Origin of the sequence: Mixta sp. Marseille-Q2659, assembly GCF_940807255.1 — a bacterium.
Lineage (GTDB): Bacteria > Pseudomonadota > Gammaproteobacteria > Enterobacterales > Enterobacteriaceae > Mixta.
The window spans coordinates 91,613-117,056 of the sequence record NZ_CALNWY010000010.1 but is presented as its reverse complement, the minus strand read 5'-3'; the positions used below and the strand labels follow the sequence as shown (position 1 = coordinate 117,056).

At 56.7% G+C, this 25,444-nt stretch carries 25 protein-coding genes and 1 pseudogene; 6 read left to right on the top strand and 20 right to left on the bottom strand.

Annotated elements, in window-relative coordinates; genetic code table 11:
* Positions 1 to 6: 6 nt before the first annotated feature.
* Genes fabD through yceD form a run of 5 tightly spaced genes read right to left on the bottom strand, consistent with a single transcriptional unit; the run spans position 7 to position 3,679 of the window.
* Entirely contained in the window at positions 7 to 936 is a 930-nt protein-coding gene (gene fabD / locus P3C52_RS09855) for an ACP S-malonyltransferase (RefSeq protein WP_275554825.1), read from the bottom strand.
* 15 nt (positions 937 to 951) lie between these two features.
* Positions 952 to 1,905, bottom strand: coding sequence for a beta-ketoacyl-ACP synthase III (locus P3C52_RS09850; RefSeq protein ID WP_275554824.1), 954 nt, complete (start codon positions 1,903 to 1,905; stop codon positions 952 to 954).
* Positions 1,906 to 1,911: 6 nt separating this feature from the next.
* Entirely contained in the window at positions 1,912 to 2,946 is a 1,035-nt protein-coding gene (plsX, locus tag P3C52_RS09845; RefSeq protein ID WP_275554823.1) for a phosphate acyltransferase PlsX, read from the bottom strand.
* 26 nt (positions 2,947 to 2,972) lie between these two features.
* Entirely contained in the window at positions 2,973 to 3,143 is a 171-nt protein-coding gene (rpmF, locus tag P3C52_RS09840) for a 50S ribosomal protein L32 (RefSeq protein WP_038626789.1), read from the bottom strand.
* 14 nt (positions 3,144 to 3,157) lie between these two features.
* Positions 3,158 to 3,679, bottom strand: a complete 522-nt coding sequence (gene yceD, locus P3C52_RS09835; protein ID WP_275554822.1) for a 23S rRNA accumulation protein YceD — start codon at positions 3,677 to 3,679, stop codon at positions 3,158 to 3,160.
* A gap of 142 nt (positions 3,680 to 3,821) precedes the next feature.
* On the opposite strand from yceD, the gene P3C52_RS09830 reads away from it, so the two are divergent.
* Positions 3,822 to 4,412, top strand: coding sequence for a nucleoside triphosphate pyrophosphatase (locus tag P3C52_RS09830; RefSeq protein WP_275554821.1), 591 nt, complete (start codon positions 3,822 to 3,824; stop codon positions 4,410 to 4,412).
* An 86-nt stretch (positions 4,413 to 4,498) separates the two neighbouring features.
* Here the strand turns inward: P3C52_RS09830 and rluC are convergent, their stop codons facing one another.
* On the bottom strand, positions 4,499 to 5,467 hold the full coding sequence (gene rluC / locus P3C52_RS09825; RefSeq protein ID WP_275554820.1) for a 23S rRNA pseudouridine(955/2504/2580) synthase RluC: 969 nt from the start codon (positions 5,465 to 5,467) through the stop codon (positions 4,499 to 4,501).
* A gap of 572 nt (positions 5,468 to 6,039) precedes the next feature.
* Here rluC and rne point away from each other — a divergent pair.
* Together rne and P3C52_RS09815 are read left to right on the top strand one after the other, a co-directional pair.
* Positions 6,040 to 9,033: a ribonuclease E gene (gene rne / locus P3C52_RS09820; RefSeq protein WP_275554819.1), complete on the top strand. Its 2,994-nt coding sequence runs from the start codon at positions 6,040 to 6,042 to the stop codon at positions 9,031 to 9,033.
* Positions 9,006 to 9,467: a hypothetical protein gene (locus P3C52_RS09815; RefSeq protein WP_343252012.1), complete on the top strand. Its 462-nt coding sequence runs from the start codon at positions 9,006 to 9,008 to the stop codon at positions 9,465 to 9,467. Before rne ends, P3C52_RS09815 begins: the two co-directional genes overlap by 28 nt.
* Positions 9,468 to 9,965: 498 nt before the next feature.
* On the opposite strand, the gene flgL is transcribed toward P3C52_RS09815, so the two are convergent.
* The 11 genes from flgL to flgB all read right to left on the bottom strand — a co-directional run bounded on the left by flgL (position 9,966) and on the right by flgB (position 19,915).
* Positions 9,966 to 10,931 carry a flagellar hook-associated protein FlgL gene (flgL, locus tag P3C52_RS09810; protein WP_275554818.1) on the bottom strand — a complete coding sequence of 322 codons (966 nt, stop codon included), beginning with the start codon at positions 10,929 to 10,931 and terminating at the stop codon, positions 9,966 to 9,968.
* A 25-nt stretch (positions 10,932 to 10,956) separates the two neighbouring features.
* Positions 10,957 to 12,597 carry a flagellar hook-associated protein FlgK gene (flgK, locus tag P3C52_RS09805; protein WP_275554817.1) on the bottom strand — a complete coding sequence of 547 codons (1,641 nt, stop codon included), beginning with the start codon at positions 12,595 to 12,597 and terminating at the stop codon, positions 10,957 to 10,959.
* Between the two features lie 125 nt (positions 12,598 to 12,722).
* Positions 12,723 to 13,691 carry a flagellar assembly peptidoglycan hydrolase FlgJ gene (flgJ, locus tag P3C52_RS09800; protein ID WP_275554816.1) on the bottom strand — a complete coding sequence of 323 codons (969 nt, stop codon included), beginning with the start codon at positions 13,689 to 13,691 and terminating at the stop codon, positions 12,723 to 12,725.
* Positions 13,691 to 14,785: a flagellar basal body P-ring protein FlgI gene (locus P3C52_RS09795; protein WP_275554846.1), complete on the bottom strand. Its 1,095-nt coding sequence runs from the start codon at positions 14,783 to 14,785 to the stop codon at positions 13,691 to 13,693. Before P3C52_RS09795 ends, flgJ begins: the two co-directional genes overlap by 1 nt.
* Before the next feature lie 24 nt (positions 14,786 to 14,809).
* Positions 14,810 to 15,514, bottom strand: a complete 705-nt coding sequence (flgH, locus tag P3C52_RS09790; protein ID WP_275554815.1) for a flagellar basal body L-ring protein FlgH — start codon at positions 15,512 to 15,514, stop codon at positions 14,810 to 14,812.
* Between the two features lie 82 nt (positions 15,515 to 15,596).
* Complete coding sequence (gene flgG / locus P3C52_RS09785) at positions 15,597 to 16,379, bottom strand: flagellar basal-body rod protein FlgG (protein ID WP_275554814.1); 783 nt, start codon at positions 16,377 to 16,379, stop codon at positions 15,597 to 15,599.
* A 17-nt stretch (positions 16,380 to 16,396) separates the two neighbouring features.
* Positions 16,397 to 17,155, bottom strand: a complete 759-nt coding sequence (locus P3C52_RS09780; RefSeq protein WP_275554813.1) for a flagellar basal body rod protein FlgF — start codon at positions 17,153 to 17,155, stop codon at positions 16,397 to 16,399.
* Positions 17,156 to 17,176: 21 nt separating this feature from the next.
* Entirely contained in the window at positions 17,177 to 18,376 is a 1,200-nt protein-coding gene (gene flgE / locus P3C52_RS09775) for a flagellar hook protein FlgE (RefSeq protein WP_275554812.1), read from the bottom strand.
* A gap of 30 nt (positions 18,377 to 18,406) precedes the next feature.
* Positions 18,407 to 19,081 (bottom strand): flagellar hook assembly protein FlgD, encoded by a 675-nt coding sequence (flgD, locus tag P3C52_RS09770; protein ID WP_275554811.1) that lies wholly within the window; start codon positions 19,079 to 19,081, stop codon positions 18,407 to 18,409.
* Positions 19,082 to 19,093: 12 nt separating this feature from the next.
* The gene (gene flgC / locus P3C52_RS09765) at positions 19,094 to 19,498 is read right to left on the bottom strand and encodes a flagellar basal body rod protein FlgC (RefSeq protein WP_275554810.1); all 405 of its coding nucleotides are present in this window, start codon (positions 19,496 to 19,498) and stop codon (positions 19,094 to 19,096) included.
* A gap of 3 nt (positions 19,499 to 19,501) precedes the next feature.
* On the bottom strand, positions 19,502 to 19,915 hold the full coding sequence (gene flgB / locus P3C52_RS09760) for a flagellar basal body rod protein FlgB (protein WP_275554809.1): 414 nt from the start codon (positions 19,913 to 19,915) through the stop codon (positions 19,502 to 19,504).
* A 155-nt stretch (positions 19,916 to 20,070) separates the two neighbouring features.
* Between flgB and flgA the strand changes: the two genes are divergently transcribed.
* The 3 genes from flgA to flgN all read left to right on the top strand — a co-directional run bounded on the left by flgA (position 20,071) and on the right by flgN (position 21,570).
* Positions 20,071 to 20,730: a flagellar basal body P-ring formation chaperone FlgA gene (gene flgA / locus P3C52_RS09755; RefSeq protein WP_275554808.1), complete on the top strand. Its 660-nt coding sequence runs from the start codon at positions 20,071 to 20,073 to the stop codon at positions 20,728 to 20,730.
* A gap of 103 nt (positions 20,731 to 20,833) precedes the next feature.
* Entirely contained in the window at positions 20,834 to 21,133 is a 300-nt protein-coding gene (gene flgM / locus P3C52_RS09750) for a flagellar biosynthesis anti-sigma factor FlgM (RefSeq protein WP_275554807.1), read from the top strand.
* 5 nt (positions 21,134 to 21,138) lie between these two features.
* Positions 21,139 to 21,570: a flagellar export chaperone FlgN gene (flgN, locus tag P3C52_RS09745; protein WP_275554806.1), complete on the top strand. Its 432-nt coding sequence runs from the start codon at positions 21,139 to 21,141 to the stop codon at positions 21,568 to 21,570.
* 453 nt (positions 21,571 to 22,023) lie between these two features.
* On the opposite strand, the pseudogene murJ reads toward flgN, so the two are convergent.
* The 3 genes and pseudogenes from murJ to rimJ form a co-directional block, all read right to left on the bottom strand.
* A pseudogene (murJ, locus tag P3C52_RS09740) lies at positions 22,024 to 23,560 on the bottom strand (murein biosynthesis integral membrane protein MurJ).
* 123 nt (positions 23,561 to 23,683) lie between these two features.
* Positions 23,684 to 24,604, bottom strand: coding sequence for a Gfo/Idh/MocA family oxidoreductase (locus P3C52_RS09735; RefSeq protein WP_275554805.1), 921 nt, complete (start codon positions 24,602 to 24,604; stop codon positions 23,684 to 23,686).
* A gap of 54 nt (positions 24,605 to 24,658) precedes the next feature.
* Entirely contained in the window at positions 24,659 to 25,249 is a 591-nt protein-coding gene (gene rimJ / locus P3C52_RS09730) for a ribosomal protein S5-alanine N-acetyltransferase (RefSeq protein ID WP_275554804.1), read from the bottom strand.
* Positions 25,250 to 25,444 lie beyond the last annotated feature (195 nt).

Below are 25,444 nucleotides of genomic sequence, written 5' to 3'. Positions count from 1 at the left end.
CCTCTGTTATTGTTCAAGCGCCGCTGCCAGGCTGGCGGGATCGTTTACCGCCGAGGCTGTCAGGGTGTCAACAATACGTTTCGTCAGGCCCGTCAGGACTTTACCCGGACCGACTTCCAGCAGCGAAGTTACGCCTTGCGCCGCCATAAATTCTACGCACTCTGTCCAGCGCACCGGGCTGTAGAGCTGACGTACCAGCGCGCTGCGGATGGCTTCCGGCGAGGTTTCGCATTTTACATCAACATTATTTACAACCGGTAAGGCTGGTGCGTTAAAAGTCACTTTTTCCAGCGCAACTGCCAGTTTTTCCGCCGCTGGCTTCATCAATGCGCAGTGGGAAGGTACGCTGACCGGCAGCGGCAGCGCACGCTTCGCGCCTGCGGCTTTACAGGCTGCGCCTGCACGTTCAACCGCCTCTTTATTACCGGCGATAACAACCTGCCCCGGCGAGTTGAAGTTGACCGGAGAGACAACCTGGCCCTGAGCCGCTTCTTCGCACGCCTGGCGGATAGCGGCGTCATCCAGGCCGATAATCGCCTGCATCGCGCCGGTGCCTGCCGGTACCGCTTCCTGCATCAGCTTACCGCGCAGTTCTACCAGTTTGATCGCCTCAGCGAAGTCCAGCACGCCAGCACAAACCAGCGCCGAATATTCACCCAGACTGTGCCCGGCCATCATTGATGGCGTCTGACCGCCCTTTTGCTGCCACAGACGGAAGATCGCTACCGAAGCGGCCAGCAGCGCAGGCTGCGTTTGCCAGGTTTTATTTAATTCTTCTGCCGGACCCTGCTGCGTCAGCTGCCAAAGATCGTAACCTAAAGCATCAGAAGCTTCTTTAAACGTCGCTTCAATAATGGGATTGTCCGCAGCCAGCTCGGCCAGCATGCCAACGGTTTGGGAACCCTGCCCCGGAAAAACCATTGCAAATTGCGTCATCTTCTGTTCCTTCGATTAAAAACGAACCAGCGCCGAGCCCCAGGTGAAACCGCCGCCGAAAGCCTCCAGCAGCACCAGCTGTCCGGGTTTAATACGGCCATCGCGCACCGCTTCGTCCAGCGCGGCGGGAACGGAGGCTGCGGAAGTATTGCCGTGGCGATCGAGCGTAACGACCACTTTATCCATACCCATGCCCAGCTTTTTCGCCGTTGCGCTGATGATGCGCAGGTTAGCCTGATGCGGCACCAGCCAGTCGATCTCGGAGCGTTCCAGGTTATTGGCTGACAGCGTTTCGTCAACGATATGCGCCAGTTCGGTAACCGCAACTTTGAACACTTCGTTGCCGGACATGGTGAGCCAGGCAGGCTGGTCAGGCTGTGCGCGATCGTGATAAGGCAGCGTCAGCAACTGACCGTAGCGGCCATCAGCATGCAGATGAGTAGAGATAATGCCAGGTTCTTCGCTGGCGGAAAGCACGACGGCGCCAGCGCCATCGCCAAAAAGAATAATCGTGCCGCGATCGTTGGGATCGAGCGTACGCGCCAGCACATCGGCGCCGATCACCAGCGCATGTTTGACCGCGCCGTTTTTAATGTATTGATCGGCAACGCTCAGGCCGTAGGTGAAACCAGCGCAGGCAGCAGCCAGGTCGAAGGCCGCGCAGTCTTTGATCTCCAGCATATTCTGGATCATACAGGCTGAGCTGGGGAAAGCATGGCTGCCTGATGTGGTGGCAACGATAATCAGACCAATATCGTTTTTATCCACGCCCGCCATTTCCAGCGCGCGTTCAGCCGCCTGAAAACCCATGGTCGCTACGGTTTCATCAGGTGCTGCGATACGTCGTTCACGAATGCCGGTACGGGTAACAATCCACTCGTCCGTCGTTTCGACCATTTTTTCCAGATCGGCGTTAGTCCGCACCTGAGCGGGCAGATAGCTGCCCGTACCGATTATTTTGGTATACATGTCCGCTCAATCACTCCTGGCTAATACAGCCTTTAGGCGCGCGGCAATCCGCTCCGGGACTTGCCGCCGCACCGCCTGCTCTGCCTGTTCAATCGCTGCTGCAAAAGCACGTTGATTTGCTGCGCCGTGGCTTTTAATTACTGTGCCACGCAATCCTAACAGGCAGGCGCCATTATACTGGTCGGGGTTCAGATGACCGAAACGCTTAGCCAGACGTTTTTTAATCCAGCGCTCCAGCAGCTTCATCCACCATGCCCGTTTTTTCCCTTCGCCTGATGATTTCAGCAGCGAAAGGAACATTCTTACCACGCCTTCCAGGGTTTTCAGCGTGACATTGCCAACGAAACCGTCGCAAACCAGCACATCGGTCTTGCCGGTCAGTAAATCGTTGCCTTCAAGATAGCCGATATAATTAATTTGCGGCGACGCCCTGAGCTGTTCCGCAGCCTCACGAATCGAATTCAGCCCTTTGGTTTCTTCCTGGCCGATATTCAGCAGCGCCACGCGCGGTCGTTCTATGGCCAGCACTTCTTCCGCCATCACCGCACCCATAATGGCAAATTGCACCAGCATGGCACTGTCAGATTCTACGTTGGCGCCCAGATCCAGCACCAGAGTATTCCCGCGCTGCTGATGTGGCAGTACGGTCGTCAACGCCGGACGTTCAATGCCGTCCAGCGGTTTTAATAATAGTTTCGCCAGCCCCATCAGGGCACCGGTATTACCGGCGCTGACGCACGCTTGCGCTTTGCCTTCTTTGACCAGCTCAAGCGCAATGCGCATGGAGCTACCGCGGCTGTGGCGGATAGCCTGAGAGGGTCTGGCATCACTGGCGATAACCGATTCGGCAGGGATAACCTGCAGACGCCCTTTTACAGCGGAATCAGCTTTAGCAAGTAATGGCGTGATAGCGGCGGGATCGCCGATCAGAAGAAGCTGCAGTTGCGAATGTGAGGCCAGTGCCTGCAAAGCTGCAGGCACTGTCACGCAGGGACCGAAATCCCCGCCCATAGCATCAATGGCCAGGGTCAAACGTGTCAAAGTATCGCCTTGCGTTGCCGCAAGAATTACTTAACGATGACCTTGCGACCGCGGTAGTAGCCATCCGCAGTGATGTGGTGACGCAGATGAGTTTCGCCAGAAACTTTATCTACGGACAGAGTGGAAGTGGTCAGCGCATCGTGAGAACGACGCATGCCACGTTTGGAACGGGTTGGTTTATTCTGTTGTACGGCCATGGACCTTACTCCTATTACTTACGCTTTAAACTGGCTAATACGGCGAATGGGTTTGGTTTCTCCGCCTCTTCAGGCAGTTTGCCAAAGACCATGTCCGCGTCGGACACTTCACAGTGTTCAGAATCATGCACCGGAACTACAGGCAGGGCGAGGATGATTTCATCTTCCACCACCGCCAGCAGATCGATTTCACCGAAATCGTTGACCTCGATCGGCTCGTAGGCTTCCGGTAACGCTTCTGCCTGGTCATCATCTTTGACCGGACTGAAGCAATACGTTACGTGAACCTGATGTGCAAACGGTTTGTTGCAGCGCTGGCAGCTCAACGTGACGCTAACGTCGGCGGTTCCTTTCAGAACGGCCAGGCGTTGGTTGTCAACGGCAAACGACATTACGCATTGCACATCACTGTCCACACTGACAACAGAATCAGCCACGCGCTCTACCTGCTCAGGTGCATACACACCTTCGTAATCAAGGCGTTTTTGAGCGGCACGAACCGGATCAAGTGTCAGGGGTAATTTTACCTTTTGCATAGGGCGCGCATATTAACTTTGTAACGACATAGAGTCAAAGAAAAAGGCTGTTTAACAGCATCTTTCACCTGGTATTCGCATCCAATGCGACGCACAGTTTAAAATGTCTGCATCCGATTCGCTATATTTTAACTGAAAATTTATGACACAACTGATTTTAGCCTCAACCTCTCCATTTCGTCAGGCGTTGTTAAATAAACTGGGCCTTCCTTTTATTACCGCTGCGCCTGAGACAGATGAAGCGCCGCTGCCAAATGAAACGGCGCCGCAGCTGGTAGAACGTCTGGCAAAGGCCAAAGCGCAGGCGCTGGCGGCTAATTATCCACACGGCTGGATAATCGGCTCCGATCAGGTTTGCGTGCTGGATGGAAAAATAACCGGCAAGCCTCACACTGAAGAAAATGCACGCGCACAATTACGCGCCGCCAGCGGTAAAGTCATTACTTTTTATACTGGCCTGGCGCTTTATTGCGCTGAACAAAAACGAATGTTTTCTCTTTATGAAACCTTTCGTGTTTATTTTCGCCCGCTGAGCGAAGCGGAAATAACGGCTTATGTGAATATCGAGCAGCCGTTGCAATGTGCAGGAAGTTTTAAAAGCGAAGGATTAGGCATTACGCTCTTTGAGCGCCTGGAAGGACGTGACCCTAATACATTAATAGGACTGCCGCTGATAGCGTTGTGCGATTTATTACGCGAGGCGGGCATTAACCCGTTAACGGCTCACAAATAAAGCGAAACGGGCAGAAGACGCTGTCGCCCTCTGCCCGCTTTTACTGATGTCGCGTATGCTCCCGCGCTGTCAGTGATGCATTTCTGTCAGCGGCCAGCCTGCGGCTGCTGTTTTCTTAATGCCGCCAGGCATTTTTTAAGCTCGTCATCCAGTGGCGCTTCAATACGCATTCTGTCGCCGCTGTGCGGATGGGTAAAGGTCAACGCCGCCGCATGCAGAAACAGCCGATGCAGGCCGGTCGCGCTGAGCTGTTTATCAAACTCCCGCTCGCCGTAGCGATCGTCAAACGCGATAGGATGACCGGCATGCAGCGTATGGACGCGAATCTGATGCGTACGTCCGGTTACCGGGCTGGCTTTGACCAGTGTGGCATGGGCATAGCGCTCTTTTACTTTAAAACGAGTTTCAGAGGGTTTACCTTCGCCGCTAACGCGTACAACGCGCTCACCGCTCTGCAAAATATTTTTCAACAGCGGCGCCTGCACCGTCTTCAGATGCGACGGCCACTGTCCGCGCACCAGCGCCAGATAATCCTTTTGCATTCCCTTTTCGCGCAGCTGTTCATGCAGCGATCGCAGCGCTGAGCGCTTTTTCGCCACCAGCAGTACGCCGGAAGTATCACGGTCGAGACGATGCACCAGTTCAAGGAAGCGCGCTTCCGGCCGCAACGCGCGCAGCCCTTCAATGACGCCGAAACTTAAGCCGCTGCCGCCATGTACCGCCGTCCCGGAAGGCTTATTCAGGATCAGGATGTAATCATCCTCATACAGGATGGCATCGGCGAGACTGGCAATGCGCTCAAGTTTAGGCGAAATAGCCGCTTCTTCGCGTTCCGCCACGCGCACCGGCGGAATGCGCACTTCATCACCAGCCTGCAATTTATATTCAGGCTTAATGCGTTTTTTATTCACCCGCACTTCACCTTTACGCAAAATGCGATAAATCATACTTTTCGGCACGCCTTTAAGCTGCGTGCGCAAAAAATTATCGATACGCTGCCCCGCTTCTTCAGCGGAGATGGCGACGATTTGTACTGATGGCGTATTCATATTCATGGGCGGCGATTCTAATGAGTGGCGGATAATAGCGCCACTTCTTTTTATGTGCTTAACTGACAACGCACCGCCAATTTTGCGGCCTGTTTCCTGATTTTCTGTAGTGGTGGTGAAAAAGCCTGCAAAATGAATGCGTAATGGTGCAAGAAAGTTTATCAGTAATGAAAAGTCACCTTGCTATAACAAGGTTAGCAATGGAATAATGACCCGGTCTCCTGAGCCCTTACCGTCAGGAAACCATAAATAGCGAATTAAGAAATTTTGCCGGATAGCACATACACGCAGCAATGGCGTAAGACGTATTGTGAAATCAGGCATTTAGCGGGCTGCGGGTTGCAGCCTGGACGATAAGACGGGATTGACTCTCTCTGGTAAATTCAGTGGCGGTTCCCTCATCCGAGCGCTGTTTTTCCTTATAAAAACAGGCTGCCGAGATTTTTGCGCCCCTTGAGCGACCGACAACCGTGAGGTTGACGATGTAGCGATAAGACACGGGGCCGTCGGTTATTCTTCGTCCAGTGTTACTTAGCCCGCAGCTTAGTCACTCACGTAAGAATAACGAGTACGTTACGATGAAAAGAATGTTAATAAACGCAACTCAACAGGAGGAGTTGCGTGTAGCCCTTGTGGATGGACAACGTCTGTACGACCTGGATATTGAAAGCCCCGGACACGAACAGAAAAAGGCTAACATCTATAAAGGAAAGATCACCCGCATTGAACCCAGCCTGGAAGCGGCATTTGTTGATTACGGCGCTGAACGACACGGTTTCCTTCCGCTTAAAGAAATTTCCCGCGAGTATTTCCCCGCCAGCTACAACGCTCATGGTCGTCCTAATATCAAAGATGTATTGCGCGAAGGCCAGGAAGTTATTGTTCAGATCGATAAAGAAGAACGTGGGAATAAAGGCGCAGCCCTGACCACCTTTATCAGCCTGGCTGGCAGCTATCTGGTTCTGATGCCGAATAACCCGCGCGCGGGCGGCATTTCTCGCCGTATTGAAGGCGACGATCGTACCGAGCTGAAAGAAGCGCTCTCTTCCCTTGAACTACCGGAAGGCATGGGTTTAATCGTCCGTACCGCAGGCGTCGGAAAATCCGCCGAAGCGCTGCAGTGGGATTTGAGCTTCCGTCTGAAGCATTGGGAAGCGATCAAGAAAGCGGCAGACAGCCGCCCGGCGCCTTTCCTGATTCATCAGGAAAGCAACGTCATCGTGCGCGCCTTCCGCGACTATCTGCGCCCTGATATTGGCGAGATCCTGATCGATAACCCGAAGGTTCTGGATCTGGCGCGCCAGCATATCGCCGCCCTCGGCCGTCCTGATTTCAGTAGCAAAATTAAACTGTACACCGGTGAAATCCCGCTGTTCAGCCATTACCAAATCGAATCGCAGATCGAATCTGCTTTTCAGCGCGAAGTGCGCCTGCCTTCCGGCGGCTCGATTGTTATCGACAGCACCGAAGCGCTGACTGCCATTGATATTAACTCAGCGCGCGCCACGCGCGGCGGTGATATCGAAGAGACAGCTTTTAACACCAACCTTGAAGCAGCCGATGAAATCGCGCGCCAGCTGCGTCTGCGCGACCTCGGCGGCCTGATTGTGATCGACTTTATCGATATGACGCCGGTGCGCCACCAGCGCGCGGTAGAAAACCGCCTGCGTGAAGCGGTACGTCAGGATCGCGCCCGCATTCAGATCAGCCATATCTCCCGCTTCGGCCTGCTGGAAATGTCACGCCAGCGCCTTAGCCCGTCGCTGGGCGAGTCAAGCCATCATGTTTGCCCGCGCTGTAGCGGAACCGGCACCATCCGCGATAACGAATCGCTGTCGCTCTCTATTCTGCGTCTGATTGAAGAAGAAGCGCTGAAAGAGAACACCAAAGAAGTTCACGCCATTGTTCCAGTGCCGATCGCCTCTTACCTGCTGAACGAAAAACGTGACGCCGTAAGCGCCATCGAAAAACGTCAGGGCGGCGTACGCGCGATTATCGTCCCGAACGACCAGATGCAGACGCCGCACTACTCCGTGCTGCGCGTGCGCAGCGGCGAAGAGACGCAAACCCTCAGCTATCATCTGCCGAAGCTGCATGAAGCGGAAATGGCGCTGCCGTCGGAAGATGAGCAGGCCGAACGCCGTCGTCCTGAGCAGCCTGCCCTCGCCGCCTTTGTGATGCCTGATGCGCCGCCTGCGCCGCAGGAAACCGCAGTTAGCGAGAAGAAAGCGACGGCTCAGCCAGTTGAAGCGAAAAAAGTCGCAGAGCCTGCTGCCCAGACCGGTTTTATCGGACGTCTGTTTGGCGGCCTGAAAAAACTGTTTGCCGGTGAAACGGCCGCCTCCGCAACGGTTGAACAACCGCAGCAGGAGAAGCCCGCCAGCGAGGAGTCCACGCAGCAACCGCGTGAACGCCGTCCGAATAACAATCGCCGCAGTAACAACAATCGCCGCGATCGTAACCGCGATCGCAACGGAGAAAACGCCCCGCAACAGGCGCGTGAGAACCGTGAAACGCGCGAAGAGCCGCGTCGTAACAACAAACGTCAGCAGGCTAATGCTGAGGTGCGTGAAGAGACGCAGAATGCGCTGACTGATGAAGCGCGCGCGCAGCGTGAAGAACAGCAGCAGCAGCGTCGCGAACAGCGTGCCGAACGTCAGCGTCGTCGCCAGGAAGAGCGCCGCCAGCAGCAGGAAGCTGCTAAAGCCGCCGCACAGCAAGAGCAGCAGGCCGCGCCAGTTGAAGAAAGCGAAGATAACGCTGAAGAGCGCGTTCAGGTCATGCCGCGCCGCAAACCGCGCCAGCTGGCCCAGAAAGTTCGCGTAGAAAGCGCGCAGACTGCGGAGACCAAACCGGTCACCGAAGAGGTAAAAGCCGCGCCGGTTAAGGAAGCGCTGCCAGCAGAATCGCAAGCACTGCCGGAAGAGCAGGAAGAACAGGAAAACCGTGACAACGGCAATATGCCGCGTCGTTCGCGTCGTTCTCCGCGTCACCTGCGCGTTAGTGGTCAGCGTCGTCGCCGTTACCGCGACGAGCGTTACCCGACGCAGTCGCCGATGCCTATCGCCTGTGCCGCCGCTTCGCCGGAAATGGCTTCAGGTAAAGTCTGGGTGCGCTACCCGGTCGTTCAGGTCAGCAATGAACATGAGCAGGATGTCGCTGCGCAACAGGCAACGCCGGATTACGATCGCACCGAAACCGCTGCTGCCGTAGCGTTACCTGACGTCGCCAGCGAAGCGAATGCGGAACAGCAATCAGCGCTGGTGACCGTGGCGGCTCAGAACGCAGTACAGGAAGTAGCACCGCAGCAGGTGGCCGATGCGCCCGCAACGCCGGTAGATACGCATGATACGTCGGCGATCGATGTGCCGGTCAATGAAGAGCCATCCGTAATCCCAGCCGCTGCCGAAGCGCGCGCCGCTCAGGTTGCCGCCCAGGCGGAGCCGGCGGATGAAGCCAGCAAAGCGGCTCAGGCTGCGACGCAGGCAGAATCAGCAGAAGAAGCCAGCAAAGCGACTCAGGTTGCGGCGCAGGCGGAACCGGCGTGGAAGCTCCCAAGGCAACTCCGGTAGAAACCGCGCCGGTCGTTGCTGAAGCAGCTCAGGAAACGCAGCAGACTGCGGCGGCATCTGACGCTACCGAACAGCAGGCCAGCGACGTTGCCGAAGCCAGCGCCAACGATGTCAGCGCTGAAATCGCCGCTCAGGTTGAGCAGGTGCTGAATGCGCCCGCCATTGAGCCGGAAGAGACGCTGCCGGTTAACGAACCGCATGCGCCGGTTCCGGCACGTGATACAGCGCCTGCATCGACGGTCAATCAGGCTTCGCTGATGGCTGGCAAGTATCATGCCAGCGCGCCGATGACGAAAGCGCCCGCTCCAGAATGGCAGCCGGAAGCGCCGCGTCATAGCGACTGGGTGCGCCCGCCTTTCCATTTTGAAGGCAAAGGCGCCGCCGGTGGCCACAGCGCGACCCATCAGGCAACGGCCCCGGCCACGAAACCCTGATAGCCATTAAGCTAATATCAACCCCGGCCCAGGCCGGGGTTTTTTATGGCAAGTTTTAGGAATCTGCCGCTTACCGCGACGCCTGATTTTTAGGATTCCAATTCGTCACCCACCGTTGCCCCTGTGAAATTCTTCTGAACGCTTGTTCATAGCACGCCGTTGCCCTGTAAAGAAGCCCAATATCTGAGCCTTGCTGGGCGCCTGCTCATAGGGCACCGTAACTCTGGACAGAGCCGATATTTAAGCCCTTTGTAGCGCGCCGTTACTCCTGCAAAACCGCCACTTTTTGTATAGCAGCCCGTAACAAACCGCCTTCCCTGTACGACTGGCGATATAACATCGTCTGGCGAATATTTTCAGGTGTATCCAGCGCGGACGCGTTGTTGCTCGCTGCCTTGCGCCGTTTTCAGGGCAAAAAAAACCCGTCAGCGACGATAAGCCATCGGTGACGGGGAAAAATGAACGCGCCCGGTTTAAGCACGCTCAAAAACTCATTTTTTAGCTGTTCATCTGGAACAGAGACATCTGCGACATATCGCTGAAAGTCTTATAAGAAGCCTGCAGCGCCTGCTGCTGCATGGTATAAATCGAGATCGCGCTGGTGTAATCCACATCCACCAGGTTGCTCATTTTTGTTGCCTGCAAGGTGCTGCGATCCTCGCCCAGACTATCCAGTTTCTCCAGCTCATCCAGCTGCGTACCCAGCTCGGAACGTACTGCCAGAATATTGTTCAGCGAGTTGCTCAGGCCGCGTGTTGCCTTATCCAGCGCATCTTTCGATGCGGCTTTCGTCGCATCATCACCATTCTGAATCGGCTGTTTCAGCGCGCTGATGGCCGCATCCAGCGTAGCGAAAATATTCTTTTCGCTGGTGCCGCCGTTTGGCTCGGCCACCGCGTTGCTGGTTACAGACATAAATACCTGTTCGCCGGTATGGCTGGTGGCCATCGTACGGCTGGCATCGACTTTCTGCTTAATCGCATCGGTACCGCCGTTATAAACTACGTTGCCGTTGGCATCTTCGGTAAAGGGTGCGCTGTCGCTTTTATAACCGGCAAAAATATAGCGTCCGTTGCCATCGGTACTGTTAGCCAGGTTGAGCAGCTGATCGCGCACACCTTCCAGCTGGGTCGCATAGGAGGCGCGGTCATCATCAGAAAGTGCGCCGTTGCCTGCGGAAATAACCAGCGTCTGCGCGCTCTGCACCGCCGAGGTCACGTTTTGCAGCGTGCTTTCTTCCAGCGAAACGCTCTGGGTGGCGAAGTTGCGCGCCAGCTGATACTGGCTGTTCTCTGCCTGTGCCTGCGAAAGCACCACGGCCTGCGCGGCGGCCAGCGGATCGTCCGATGGGTTAATCACGCGTTTGCCGGTAGAGAGCTGTTCGCCCGCTTTCAGCCAGCTCGACTGGGCGTTGGTCACGCCGCGCATCTGCTGGTCATACATCATGCTGGTACTGAGTCGCATGGTGGTTATTCCTTCATCAATTCAATTAGCCACGGATGCTGATCAAGGCATCAAAAATAGCCGACGCCGTCTGCAGGACCTGCGCATTCGCCATGTAATATTGCTGATAGCGCTGCAGGTTCACGTACTCTTCATCAAGGTTAACGCCCGATACCGACTGCTGGCGGTTGGTCAGCTGCGTCACCACGTTCGTCTGCGTTTCGCTGGTGGTTTTTAGCGTATTGGTTTTGTTACCGATGTCGCTCACCAGGCTGGCATAACCCTGCGCCAGCGTCGCGTTGCCGTTGACCAGATTCTTGCTCTGCAAATCAAGCAGGCTCTGGGCGTTACGGTTATCGCTTTCCCCGCCCGTTGCCGAACCGGCAGCCGCGATTTGCGCTTCATTGGTAATCGCCACGCCCATATTCACGATAGCGTTGCTGACCGGCTTAACGATAAAGCTGTCATTGGCGGCTGGCGTGCCGGAAGGCGTAAGCTGTAAGCCGTCGAAATTGAGCTTGCCATTCGCATCCAGGGTCGCGCTGACGCTGGTATTGTCTGACAGGCGTTTAACGTTCCAGTTGCTGCCGTCCCAGCTCACCTTATAATCGGTGGCCTGCGCCTTACTGGTATCGCTCCAGCTGGCGGTTAGCGCCGCGGTAGAGCCGTTTTTGCTGTTGCTGACCACGGTCGGGCCGCCGATGGTAAAGAAATCGGTACCGGCGTTGCCTTCGCTGTCGAAGCCCGCTTTATGCTGCGTGTTAAAGCTGTCGGCGAAATTCAACGCCAGCTGGTTAAGCTTATTGCGTGCGGGATCGAGATCTTCGGTACGAAACTTCAGCAGACCGCCCAGCGAGCCGGTGCTGACCAGGCTTTCAGGGATCTCAACGTTGCCCGCGGTTTTATCTACATAGCCGACCGTCGTGCGCGTCGGATCGTTGCTGGCAGTCATCGCCACCAGCTGACGCGTATCGGCACCGTTCACCAGCGCCAGGCCGTTTGACATCGAGACGATATAGCTGCCGTCCTGCTGGGAAACGCTGACGCCTACCAGGTCGTTCAGCTTGCTGACCAGTGCATCGCGCTGATCCAGCAGGCTGTTGGGATCGGCACCCGCGCCCGCCGCCTGCAGTTTGCCGATCTGAGTGTTCAGGTTAGCAATCTGGCTGGAGTAGCTATTAATCTGCTCAACGGACGAAGATATGCTGGTATTGATGCTGGCATCCATATTACGCAGATATTGATCGGTCACCTTAAACTGGTTAACCAGTCCATCCGCTTTGCCCAGCAGCGTCTGACGCGCCGAGGGATCGTTGGCGTTGCTCACCACGTTCTGCACGTTGGTAAAGAAGTCCGACAGCGTGGTTGACAGGCTGTTGGAAGACGAAGACATCAGATCGTCGATATTAGAAATCTGGTTGTACTGGGTGGTAATCCCGCTGTTTTGCGCCGAGGCGCTGCGCAGCTGCCCGGTAATAAACTCATCATACTCGCGGTGAACGCTGCTGATGGTCACGCCGTTACCGTAATAGTTGCCACCGTTCAGGGTGCTTGGCTGCGAGGACAGCACGGCCGTCTGACGTGAATACCCGGCCACATTGTAATTGCTGATGTTATTGCTGGTGGTATTCAGCGCAGCCTGCGCGGCGCTCAGCCCGCTCATTGCGGAGTTAATTAAGCTGGACATGTCGGTTCCTTTTTGCCCCGGTAACGCACCGGGCGGCATTCAACGAATCGGGTGCCGCAAGCGCTTCGCGCGCTTTCTGGCCTGTTTTGGTTATCGGCGTGCTTAAGTGAAACTTGAGTAAAAAATCAGAACAGATCGCCGATTTCGCTACCGTAAGCTTTGGCGACTTTTTCACCCAAACTTTTAAACTGCTGAATCATGCCTACCAGCTTTTTGGCGTATTTCGGATCGGTCGCATAGCCCGCTTCCTGCAGGGCATGCGCGCCCTCTTCCGCCGTTTTCGCCGTCGTTACTTTCTCGTAACGCGGGTTTTTGCTGAGCAGGTTGGCATAGTCAGCCAGCGCATCGATATAGGAGTCATAGACACGGAACGCTGCCTTCACTTTTTTCGCCACGCCGTTTTCATATTCGGTGGTGGTGATTTCAGTGGTTTTCCCCTGCCAGCTGCCGGTGGCCTTAATGCCGAACAGGTTGTAGCTCGGCTTGCCGTCCTGCGTCATGATCTGTCGCTGTCCCCAGCCTGATTCCAGCGCCGCCTGGGCGAGGATCAGTTGGTGAGGAATGCCGGTCTGCTGACTGGCGAGCTGCGCGGGCTGCGTCAGTTTGGCGATAAAATCGCTACTGTCGCCGCTCAGCGGTGCCGTGGCGGTGGGCTGCGGCAGTTTCGGTACCGCGCGCTGCACCATTTGCGCCATCTGCGTCTGCACCTGTTCCAGCTGTCGCGGCAGCAGCGTATTGATCACCACCGAACGGTCAAGCGGCATTGGTACGGTGCCCGCGCTTTCATCCGGTGCCTGGGCTGGCATCATCTGCTTGACGATGACATCCGCCAGCCCCAGACCTTTATTGCCCATCTCCTGCGCAATCTGCTGGTCATACATTGAAGTGAACATCCGCGTCTGTTCAGTGCTGAGCAGCCCTTCCTGCGGCAGCGCTTGACGCATGCTCTTCAGCATCATCTGTACGAACATGCCTTCCACCTGCTTCGCCACCTGCAGCGCTTTTCCCTGCGGATCGCTGCTGGCCTGACGTTTCAGATTGTTGAGCGCCTGGCTGTCATAGGCCGCGCTCATTACAGATTGCGTATCATTCATCAGATAATTTCCAGTTTGGCGCGCAGACAGCCCGCGCTCTGCATTGACTGAAGAATCGACATCAGATCCATTGGCGTTGCGCCAAGGGCGTTCAGCGCACGTACCACGCTGTTCAGGTTGGCGCTGGCGTTCACGCGCTGCAACGCGCCGCCTTCCTGACGCATATCGATCTGGGTTTGCGGCGTGACCACCGTCTGTCCACCGGCCAGCGGCGTGTCAGGCTGGCTGACGTTCTGCTGCTGGTTTACCGTGACCGACAGGTTGCCCTGCGCTACCGCACAAGAGCTGAGCGAGACTTCGCGGTTCATTACCACCGAGCCGGTACGCGAGTTGATGATCACTTTGGCATCCTGCACCGCGACCGCCACGTCGATATTCTGAATATCAGCCAGCAGGCGCACCTGTGAGCTGTTATTCATCGGCGCGCGAACCTGTACGGTACGGGCGTCCAGCGCCTGCGCCACGCCGTAGCCACGGCTGTTAATCGCGTCGCTGATGCGCTGCGCCATGCTGAAATCTTCTTCATTCAGCTGCAGATTGATGGTGCCCTGGCTGCCGAAGTTGCTCTGGATTTCACGTTCAATGGTCGCGCCGCCGGTAATGCGTCCGCCGTTCAGTTGGTTGACCTGGACGCTGGAGCCGCCTGCCGATGCGCCCGCGCCGCCGACCAGAATGTTGCCCTGCGCCAGCGCGTAAACCTGGTTATCGACGCCTTTCAGCGGCGTCATAATCAGCGTACCGCCGCGCAGGCTTTTGGCGTTGCCCAGGGAGGAAACCACCACGTCGATCTGCTGTCCCTGACGGCCAAAAGGCGGCAGATTGGCGGTCACCATTACCGCCGCCACGTTTTTCAGCTGCATATTGGTGCCGGTCGGTACGGTAATGCCCAGCTGTGACAGCATGTTATTGAGCGACTGGGTGGTAAACGGCGTTTGTGCCGTCTGGTCGCCGGTGCCGTCGAGGCCCACCACCAGACCGTAGCCGATCAGCTGGTTATCGCGAACGCCCTGAATGGTGGTGAGATCGCGGATACGATCGGCACTTGCTACAGCGCTAACACCGAGCAGCAGCAGGGAGAGCGCGAAACGAATAATGCGTGACTGTGACATAAAAGCCTCTTACATCGGTGAGATGTTCAGGAAGAAGCGCTGCAGCCAACCCATGTTCTGCGCTTCGTTGATATAGCCGTTACCGACATATTCGATGCGGGCGTCGGCCACCTGCGTTGACACCACGGTATTGTTGCCACTGATGGTGCGCGGGTTAACCACGCCAGAGAAGCGAATAAACTCGGTGCCCTGGTTGATCTCGATCTGTTTCTCACCGACGACATTCAGGTTGCCGTTCGGCAGTACCTGATTGACGGTAACGGTAATGGTGCCGGTAAAGGTGTTATTCGCGGAAGCGCCGCCCTTACCTGCGAAATCATTTTTGCCTTCGCCATCCAGCGAGGTCTTGTTGCCACCCAGCAGGCCTTCCAGCGCACGCGGTACGGCGGTCAGGCCAAGACTGGCGCTGCCGTCGCGGCTGGCATTAGCCGAGGAACTCTTGCTGGCGCTGACGTTTTCCTGCAGCACGATAGTGAGGGTGTCGCCGATATTGCGCGGACGACGATCTTCAAACAGAGGCTGATAGCCGTAGCTCATCGGCATCACCCCCTGGAAAATAGAACCGTTTACCACGGGCGGCGAAGCGGGCAGCGGCTGAGCCGTTGTCGGGCCGGTGACCAGCGGTGTACGGGGAACAAGGGCACAACCGTTAAGAGTCATCACCAAGGTGGCGATAACCAAATGTCCAGGCTTGAATGTGAATTGCTTCGCCACGACGTGTATACCTTTCATTATTTAACTTTGGGTTGGCGGGGCCTGCGCCCCGCCAGTCCGCGCCTGAGCGCGCTTATTGCCGTTATACCTGCGTCAGTTTCTGCAGCATCTGATCGGAGGTGGTAATAGCTTTACTGTTGATCTCATAGGCGCGCTGCGTCTGGATCATGCTGACCAGCTCTTCCGCTACGTTGACGTTCGAGGTTTCAACATAGCCCTGATAGAGCAGACCGGCGCCGTTCAGACCTGGCGTGCTATCGGTCGGCGCGCCGGAAGCCTGGGTTTCCTTGTAAAGGTTCTCGCCCATGCTTTCGAGGCCGGTATCGTTGATAAAGGTACTCAGCGTCAGCTGACCAACCTGTACCGGCTGCGTCTGGCCCTGCTGGGTGACGCTGACTACGCCGTCGCGCCCGATAGTAATGCTCAGGGCGTTAGATGGAATGGTAATACCAGGCTGCACCGGGAAACCGGCGTTGGTCACCAGCTGACCGTTCTGATCCACCTGGAACGAACCGTCGCGGGTATAGGCTGCAGTACCGTCCGGCAGCTGTACCTGGAAAAAGCCCTGGCCGTTAATCGCCACATCTTTCGAGTTGTCGGTTTTCGACAGGTTGCCCTGCGTATGCAGACGCTCGGTGGCAACCGGACGCACGCCGGTACCGATCTGCAAACCTGACGGCAGCGTGGTCTGCTCAGAAGACTGAGCGCCCGGCTGACGCATGGTCTGATACATTAGATCTTCAAAGACCGCGCGCGAACGCTTAAAGCCGTTGGTGCTGACGTTGGCCAGGTTGTTGGAGATGACGTCCATATTGGTTTGCTGGGCATCAAGTCCGGTTTTAGCGATCCATAAGGAGCTGATCATGCTGTTTTCCTCTTGCCTTAGCTGGTCATGTTGAGCAGCTGGTTGGCGCGTTGTTCGTTTTCATCGACGCTGGAGATGACTTTCATCTGCATCTCAAAGCGGCGGGCGTTGGCAATCATGTCAACCATGGTTGCTACGGGCTTGACGTTGCTGCCTTCCAGCACGCCGGGCATTACCTGCACCGTCGCATCGTTAGGCAGCACCGCGCCGCGCTGGGCCTGCGCCGCCGGACTCAGACGAAACATGCCGTCATCGCCGCGCACCACTTCCTGCCCCGTAGCCTTAACCAGCTTCAAACGTCCCAGCTGTACCGTCGCGTTAGGCTCATCGCCCGGATTCAGCGCGGTAATGGTGCCGTCGGCGGCGATGGTGATTTCCGCCGCCTGCGGCACCGCAATCGGACCACCGTCGCCCATCACCGGATGACCCTGAATGGTCAGCTGCCCGGTCGGGCTGATCTGCATATTGCCGTTGCGGGTATAGGCTTCCGTGCCATCTGCCGTTTGTACCGCCAGCCAGCCATCCTGCTGTACCGCAACGTCGAGCGGACGCTGCGTATAATCAAGGGCGCCCGGCGTCATATCGGCGCCCGGCGTTGACGCGGCGACCAGCGTGCGCGTCGGCAGCGATAAGCCTTCTACCGGCACCGCACGCAGCGCGCTGAGCTGCGCACGAAAACCCGGCGTTGAGGCGTTGGCCAGGTTGCTGGCCGTCACCGACTGCATATTGAGCGTCTGACTTGCCGCGCCCATGGCGGTATAAATAGCGTGATCCATAGCGCTCTCCCGTCAGCCGTATTAACGCAGGTTAACCAGCGTGTTGAGGATCTGGTCCTGAGTTTTGATGGTCTGCGCGTTCGACTGATAGTTACGCTGCGCGACGATCATGTTCACCAGTTCTTTACTCAGATCGACGTTGGAGGACTCCAGCGCGCCAGCGGTCAGGGTACCGAGGTTGCCGGTGCCTGCCAGGCCGATCAGCGGCTGGCCCGAAGAGGCGGTTGATGACCAGACGTTGTCGCCTTCAGACTTCAGACCTTCGGCGTTAGCGAAGTTCGCCAGTACGATCTGTCCCAGCACCTGGGTTTTCTCGTTGGAGTAGTTACCTACTACCGTGCCGTCGTTGTTGATCTGGTAGCTCACCAGGTCGCCCGGCTTGTAGCCATCCTGCGTCGGGTTGCCGAAGGTGTTGGAACCGGTGTTCTGCTGCATGCTGCCGGTGAAATCCAGCGTAAAAGTCTGCGCGTTGGAACCGTTCAGCGCGCCCATAGAGATGGTCTGGCTGGTCGCAGAGGTCATCACACCATTGGGGTTAAAGCTCATGGTAAACGGCGTGGTCGTGGTGCCGCTGCTGGAGTCAATCGGATGCACGTTCCAGCTGTTGTCCGCCGTTTTCACGAAGTAGAGGTCGATGGTGTGCGCGTTGCCCAGCGAGTCATAGGTGGTCATTGATGACTTGGCGTTGTAGCTGGTGGCATCGGTGCTGTCGAAATCAGCGTCAACCTTAGTGCCGTCAGACGAGTTCAGGTTAGCCACCAGATTACCGGTGGTGGTCGCGCTGGCAGTCATCTGGGTGGTCGGTACGCTGAGTCCAACCGGGTTAGCGCCGGTCTGTACGGTTGGCGGGGTGCCCGCGACCGGATAGCCGGTCAGCTGCATGCCCTGCATGTTAACGATGTTGCGGTTTTCATCCAGCGTGAACTGGCCGTTACGGCTGTAATAGACCGCACCGCTGTCATCGGTCATGCGGAAGAAGCCCTGCTGGCTAATTGCCACATCCAGGCCACGGCTGGTGGTGGTCGGCGTACCGTCGTTAAAGTCCTGGATAACGCCCGCAACTTTAACACCCATACCGACTTTTGAACCGGCGAACATGTCGGCAAAAGAGACGGTGCTGGATTTGAAACCCGCCGTTGCGGAGTTGGAAATGTTGTTGCCGATAACGTCGAGGTTACTGGAGGCCGCGTTTAAGCCGCTGACCGCTTGTGAAAAGCCCATGTGTCACTCCTGAGTAAATGTTGTGTCGTATCAGAGAATCTGACGAATTTTATCGAGCGTGGAAGTGCCCATCGTCCCGAGGTCGAGTATTGCCCCGCTGGAATCGGTGGTCACACCGTTCACTAAGGCGTAATTCAGTGGCTGCGCCACCAGTTGCTCCGTTCCGTCGCTGGCAGCGATGGAAACGTTATATTTGCCATCCGGCGCGGTGGTGCCGTCGGTTAAGGAGCCATCCCATGAGAAGGTATGGACGCCCGCCGTCAGGCCGCCGAGGTCGATCGTGCGTACCACTTTGCCGCTGCCGTCAGTAATAGTGGCGGTAGTCGCGGTAGAGGCGCGCGTCAGTTCAATGCCAAACGGCGTGGTCTCGCCTTTCCCTGTCAGGATCTGCGTGCCCGGCACCATGACGCCATGGCCGATCAGGGTTGATGCCTGTACCGACTGGTTGCTGTTGATCTGACCGGAGATCGAACCCAGCGTGGTGTTCAGCTTTTCAATCCCACTTACGGTGTTGATCTGCGCCAGCTGCGTGGTCAGTTCGTTGTTTTCCATCGGATTGGTGGGATCCTGGTTTTTCAACTGCGCGACCAGCAGCGTCAGGAAGTTACTTTGCAGGTCGGTTGCGCTGCTGCTGCTCGATGCGCCAGTAGTGCTGGTAAGGACACTGGGATCGATCTTTTCATTTACGCCAACGGCTAAGCCCATGGTTGTTCTCCGTTATTGACCGATGGTCAGGGTTTTCATCATCATTGACTTGACGGTGTTCAGCACTTCGACGTTCGCCTGATAGCTGCGTGACGCCGCCATGCTGTTAACCGTTTCGCTAACCACATCGACATTGGGCATCTTGACGTAGCCTTTGGCATCGGCCAGCGGATTGCCCGGATCAAAAACCAGTTTCGCCGGGCTTTGATCTTCCACGACCTGCGCAACGCGCACGCCGCCGGTAGCCTGGCCTGGCGCGGCATCCACCTGGAATACCACCTGTTTGGCGACGTAAGGCTGTCCGTCGGGGCCGGTCACGCTGTCGGCGTTAGCCAGGTTGCTGGCGGCCACGTTTAAACGCTGTGACTGTGCAGTCATCGCCGAACCGGCGATATCAAAAATATTAAGCAGTGCCATCGGTTATTGTCCCTGCAACACGCTCATCATGCCTTTAATCTGGCTGCTGATAAGCGTGAGGTCGGTTTGGTATTTGAGGCTGTTATCCGCGAACTGTGTACGCTCACGATCCATATCGACGGTGTTGCCATCCATCGCCGGCTGATCGGGAATGCGATACAGCAGGTCCAGTGACGGCGGCGTCGCGGTCTGGGCAGGAATATGGCGTGCCGACGTTACCGCCAGCGACAGGCCGGAACCCTGTGCCCGCCCTTTTTCCAGCGCGCGGTTAAGCTCGCTGGCAAAATCGATGTCGCGAGCCTGGTAGCCCGGCGTATCGGCGTTGGCGATATTGGATGCCAGGATTTCCTGACGCTGAGCCCGCAGGTTTAATGCTTCGGTGCCGAACTGCAAAGCTGCATCCAGTTTGTCAAGCATGCTTCCTCCGAAAGTGAAAATTTTGAGTTGTCAGCATAATCGGGCGTTGAGAAAGCTATCGCCGGAATAGCGCTAAAAAGCATCGCTATTTTTTGCCTTGAAAAATTGCGCGCGCGGGTAAAATCAGCGCCATGAGGTATGAAGGGGATAAAGAGATGCGAGTAATAAAGTGGTGGCTGATTGCGATGCTGACTTTGCTGGTGATGCCGGTATGGGCAGACGATCTTAGCGCGCAGCTTAACCAGTTTTTTAAAGCGCGCGATCCGCTGCATGCCGCCGGAATGAATGTGGTGGTGCGTACGCCAGAGCAGCAATGGCCGACATGCGCCGCGCCGCAGTTTAGTCTGCCGGGCAATAGCCGTCTGTGGGGGCCGATGAGTATCGCAGCGACCTGCGATCGGGAGCGGCGTTTTTTGCAGGTAGAGGTTCAGGTTACCGGCGAGTATGTGGTGGTTAATCGCCAGATTCTGCGCGGCACGACCTTAACGGCCAGTGATGTGCTGGTTAAGCAGGGGCGGCTTGATACGTTGCCGGCGCGCGCGGTGCTGGATCCTCAACAAATAGTAGAAGCGGTTAGCGTGCGCGATCTGATGCCGGATCAGCCGTTAACGCTGTCAATGGTTCGTCAACCCTGGCGCGTGAAGGCCGGTCAGCCGGTGATCGTGATTGCTCAGGGCGACGGTTTTAACGTCAGTAGCGAAGGGCGCGCGCTGAATAATGCCACGGCGGCGCAGCGGGTACGGGTGCGGATGGGTAACGGGCAAATCGTCAGCGGCAATGTGGGTGCGGATGGGAATATTCTTATATCGTTATAAAGCGCTAAAGATGACTGTCCATCTGCCGATAGTGTGATCAACATACATTGTATCCCTTTGCCTATCAGGCAGCGTTAATGCCTGAAATTACAGGAGCCAGACCATGAGCATCGACAAAACCAAAGCTTCGCAGCCAGTCAGCACCGTGCAACCGCGTGAAACTAACGACAACGGCAATGCAAAGGTACGTCAGTCCGGCAGCGTTAAAACAGCAGACAGCGCAGCGCAGGTAAGTCTGAGCGGCGCCCAGGCCCAGCTGATGACGTCGGGCAGTCAGGATATTAATACTGCTCGCGTTGAGCAATTAAAAACCGCCATTCGTAATGGCGAACTGAAGATGGATACCGGCAAAATTGCTGATGCCCTGATTCAGGAAGCGAAATCGTCTCTACAGGATAAATAACCGCTATGAACAGCCTGATTACCGCGCTGGATAAAATGCAGGAAGTTCTCAGTTCGCTGAGTAATGTAATGAAGGAAGAACACGAGCAGCTTTCTGCCGGCCTCATTAACAGCAGCCTGCTTCAGCGAATTACCGAGGATAAGAGTTCACTGTTAACGACGCTGAACTATCTTGACGGTATGCGACGGGAATCAGAGAAGCAGTTTCGGGTGCAGGCGCCCTATCGCGCGCAGCCGGAACTGGCGCGCCGCTGGCAGGTGATTGAGCAGCGGACGCGGGAGCTACGCGATAACAATACGCATAATGGGATGTTGTTGAATCAGCAGGTGGCCTATAACCATCAGGCGCTGGCACTGTTGAAGCCGCATCAGACGCAGGCGTTTTATGGCCCGGATGGTCAGGCAACGTCAGGCAGCTTCGGCTCACGCCGCGTTTGATGGCATAGCAGATGCCCACATAGCAGATAACCGCCGGATTAGGTTTCGGCGGTTTTTGCACGTCTGAAGGATGGCGTTTGTTGGCAGGCTGGGGATGTTCGTTTGCGGAGATTTGTCTGGGCGTACGGTGTCTGCGTGAGAGGTTCCGGCCTTCCGTAAAGACGCAATTGCCGTCATCCATGACACGCTCGACCCGCGCCTTCCCTGGCGCGGGACGCTTTACTCCTGGCCTGAACAACTCCCGCTTCAGGCTTAAGTGTCGTCTGTTGCATCCTTGCTTCAGGCTTAGGTGTCGTCTGTTTTCTTTCGTTTAAAAATTTCTTAGCGCGCTGAACCGCCGGAACATTCCAGCGGCGTTGGCACATCTGAAGATTTTATAAACGAAGGTGTTAGGCGAGTCAGGCTTCACAAATACCCGCCGGATGCGCTTCCGGCGGGGTCGTCTGTTTGCGATCAGGCGACTGAGCGGCGGGCGAAATCTTTGGGGCGGAATCCCAGCAGGCCCAACACGATAAAGTAAGCGCCACCGCCTACGGCGCAAACCACCGCCAGACGTACCAGACGATACGGCATGCTGCCGATATCCCGAGCGGGCATCACCATCATCATGGCAACCAGTACGCCCGCCATGACCAGCACCGCCAGAATCAGGCGCAGCAAAAACGCGCCCCAGCCCGGCTGCGGCTGAAAAATCTGCTTTTTCCGCAGCTGCCAGTAAAGCAGCGCGCCGTTCAGACAGGCAGCCAGCCCGATAGAAAGTGAGAGACCGGCATGTTTTAACGGCCCGATAAAAGCCAGGTTCATTAGCTGCGTCATAATCAGCGTCACGATGGCGATTTTCACCGGCGTTTTGATGTCCTGACGCGAGTAGAAACCCGGCGCCAGCACCTTAACCACAATCAGCCCCATCAGCCCGACCGAATAGGCGATCAGCGCGCGCTGCGTCATCGCGGCGTCAAAGGCGGTGAATTTGCCATACTGGAACAGCGCAACGGTGAGCGGGCCGGAGAGGATCCCCAACGCCACCGCGCTTGGCAGCGCCAGCAGGAAGCAGAGGCGTAAACCCCAGTCCATCAGGCGCGAATATTCATCATGATTGCCGCTGGCAAAGCTGCGCGACAGCGACGGCAGCAGGATGGTACCGAGCGCCACGCCCAGCACGCCGGAGGGAAACTCCATCAGGCGGTCAGCGTAGTACATCCACGACACCGAGCCGGAAACCAGGAAGGAGGCGAAAATAGTATTGATAATCAGCGAGATTTGACTGACGGAAACGCCAAGAATCGCCGGGCCCATCTGCCGCAGCACGCGCCAGACGCCCGCATCTTTAAAGTTCAGGCGCGGCAACACCAGCATGCCGATTTTTTCAGGTGCGGCAGCTGATAGCCTAGCTGCAGCACGCCGCCGACGACTACGGCCGGGCGAGCGCCAGCACCGGCGGATGGAAATGCGGCGCACCGAACAGTGCAAAGCCGATCATGCTGATATTGAGCAGCGTCGGGGCAAAGGCCGGTACAGAGAAGCGGTTCCAGGTATTCAGAATCGCGCCCACCAGCGAAGCGAGCGAAATCAGAAAAATATAGGGAAAGGTGATGCGCAGCAGGCTGCTGGTAAGGGCGAATTTATCGGCGGTGTCGGCAAAACCCGGCGCGGTGATCATAATCACCCAGGGCGCCGCGATCATGCCGAGAAAGGTAATCAGCGCCAGCGCCAGGGTTAACAGGCCAGAAATATAAGCGACGAAAACGCGCGTCGCCTCTTCGCCCTGCTTGCTTTTATACTCCGCCAGAATCGGGACAAACGCCTGGGAAAAGGCGCCTTCGGCAAAAATACGGCGCAGCAGATTGGGAAGCTTAAAGGCAACGAAAAAGGCATCGGTGGCCATCCCGGCGCCGAAGACTCTTGCCACAATGGCATCGCGGGCAAAGCCCAGCACGCGGGAAAACAGCGTCATCGAGCTGACCGCTGCCAGGGATTTCAACAAATTCATGGTTAACTGCGCATCCTGAAGATTCAATCCGGTTAACAGACAATGGCGGACCGGCGGCGGGCCGATCCGGCGGTTAGTCTACCGATACGCAGGGAAATAACCACAAAGGATTGTTACAGCAGATTATTCGCGCTCAAGGTCACGCCAGATTTTTTCCACCACGCGCTGGGCTTTTAGCGCCTGCTCGCCGCTGGTTTCCGGCATTGTCTGATTTTGTACGCAGGCGATAAAATGACGCGCCGCGCCGTCGAAGCCGCGCTGGGCGAGCGTGGTTTGCCAGGCAGGCACCGGCTCCACCAGCGTCTGGCCATCGCGCTCGTGCCGCCAGTCACGCATTTCATCCAGCTGCCAGACGCCGCCGTCGGCAATGGCCGTTACCGATTCGCGCTGCGTCCCGGCGCGGCGGTGCATGCTGGTGGTGACCTGCGTTTGGCCAACGCTGAAGTGATGTTCGCCATAGAGCATTTCGCCTGCGTCGGTGGTCTGAATATGGCCGTGACGCAGCGTGACGTTTCCTTCCGCCAGCCACAAAGCGGTATCCACTACGTGCAGATAATCATCCAGCAGGGTAAAACGCAGATCGTGCGGGCCGACGCTGTCGCTGCGGTGTTTCTCCATGCGAATGGAAGCGGGCTGCTGCAGGGCAGCTTTAAGCTGCTGATAGCGCGGCGCAAAGCGACGGTTAAAGGCCACCATCAGCTTTCGTCCACGCTTATGCGCCAGCGCCACCAGCTCTTCCGCTTCGCCAAGCGTTTCCGCCAACGGCTTATCCACGCAGACATCCACGCCCAGCTCCAGCAACGCGCGCACCACGCGATAGTGGCTGGCGGTGCTGCTGTGAACAAATACCGCATCGCAGTCGGCAGCCAGCGCGTCGAGCTGGGAATAGCAGCGCATCCGCCAGCTGTCGCACACCTGCTGCGCCTTCTGCTGGTTCGGCGAAAAGCCGCCCATCAGCGTCCATTCATCGGCGCGCGCCAGCACCGGCAGCCAGGCTTTTTGCGCAATACTGCCTAATCCCACAACTCCAATCTTTACTGTCATTGCAGACTCCCGCGCCGTTTGCTCTGACGGCGCACTGTTAAAATGTATAGCGTTTTAGCTACGCTTATCCGCTGCCCACTCGTGCCAGGTCAGCGCGGTCAATACATGATCCTGCCAGCGGCCGTCTATCAGCAGGTAATCTTTGGCGTAGCCCTCTTTTTCAAAGCCCAGCCGCGCCAGCAGATTACCGCTGCGCTGATTATGCGGCATATAGTTTGCCATAATGCGATGCATCCGCTGCTGCCGCTGCATATAACGGATGGCCGCCTGCAATGCCTCAAACATCATCCCCTGCCCCTGCCATTTTTCACCCAGCGAATAGCCGAGGTAGCAGGCGTGAAACGAACCGCGCAGCACATTGCTGAAGTTGGCCACGCCGCGCACTTCCTTCTCGTCGGGATCCATCACGATAAAATAGAAGGCGCTGCCCTGTTTATGCATATCGGTAATCAGCCCAAGGCGCGCCTGCCAGCCGGACGGATAGCAGTGGCTTTCGTCGCGTACCGGTTCCCAGGGCTTCAGAAAAGCGCGATTTTCCGCATAATAATCAGCCAGCCGCCAGGCATCACGCTCATGAACAAGACGTACCACCAGCCGATCGGTGGTCAGGCGCACTTTGGGCGCGGCAGAACGATAGCCAAACATCTCTTCTCCTGAAAACCATGGCTGATAAACAAAATTGATTGATGAGCAACGGGTTAACGGCCAGCGCCTCCAGGCAATCCGGCGTTTATTGCTCTCACCATCCAGACGAAAGCCTGTTATACGCTGTGCCCGCTATCGCACGGTAAACACCATTACTACACTGAAATTACAGCACATTTTGTCAAAGATCGATAA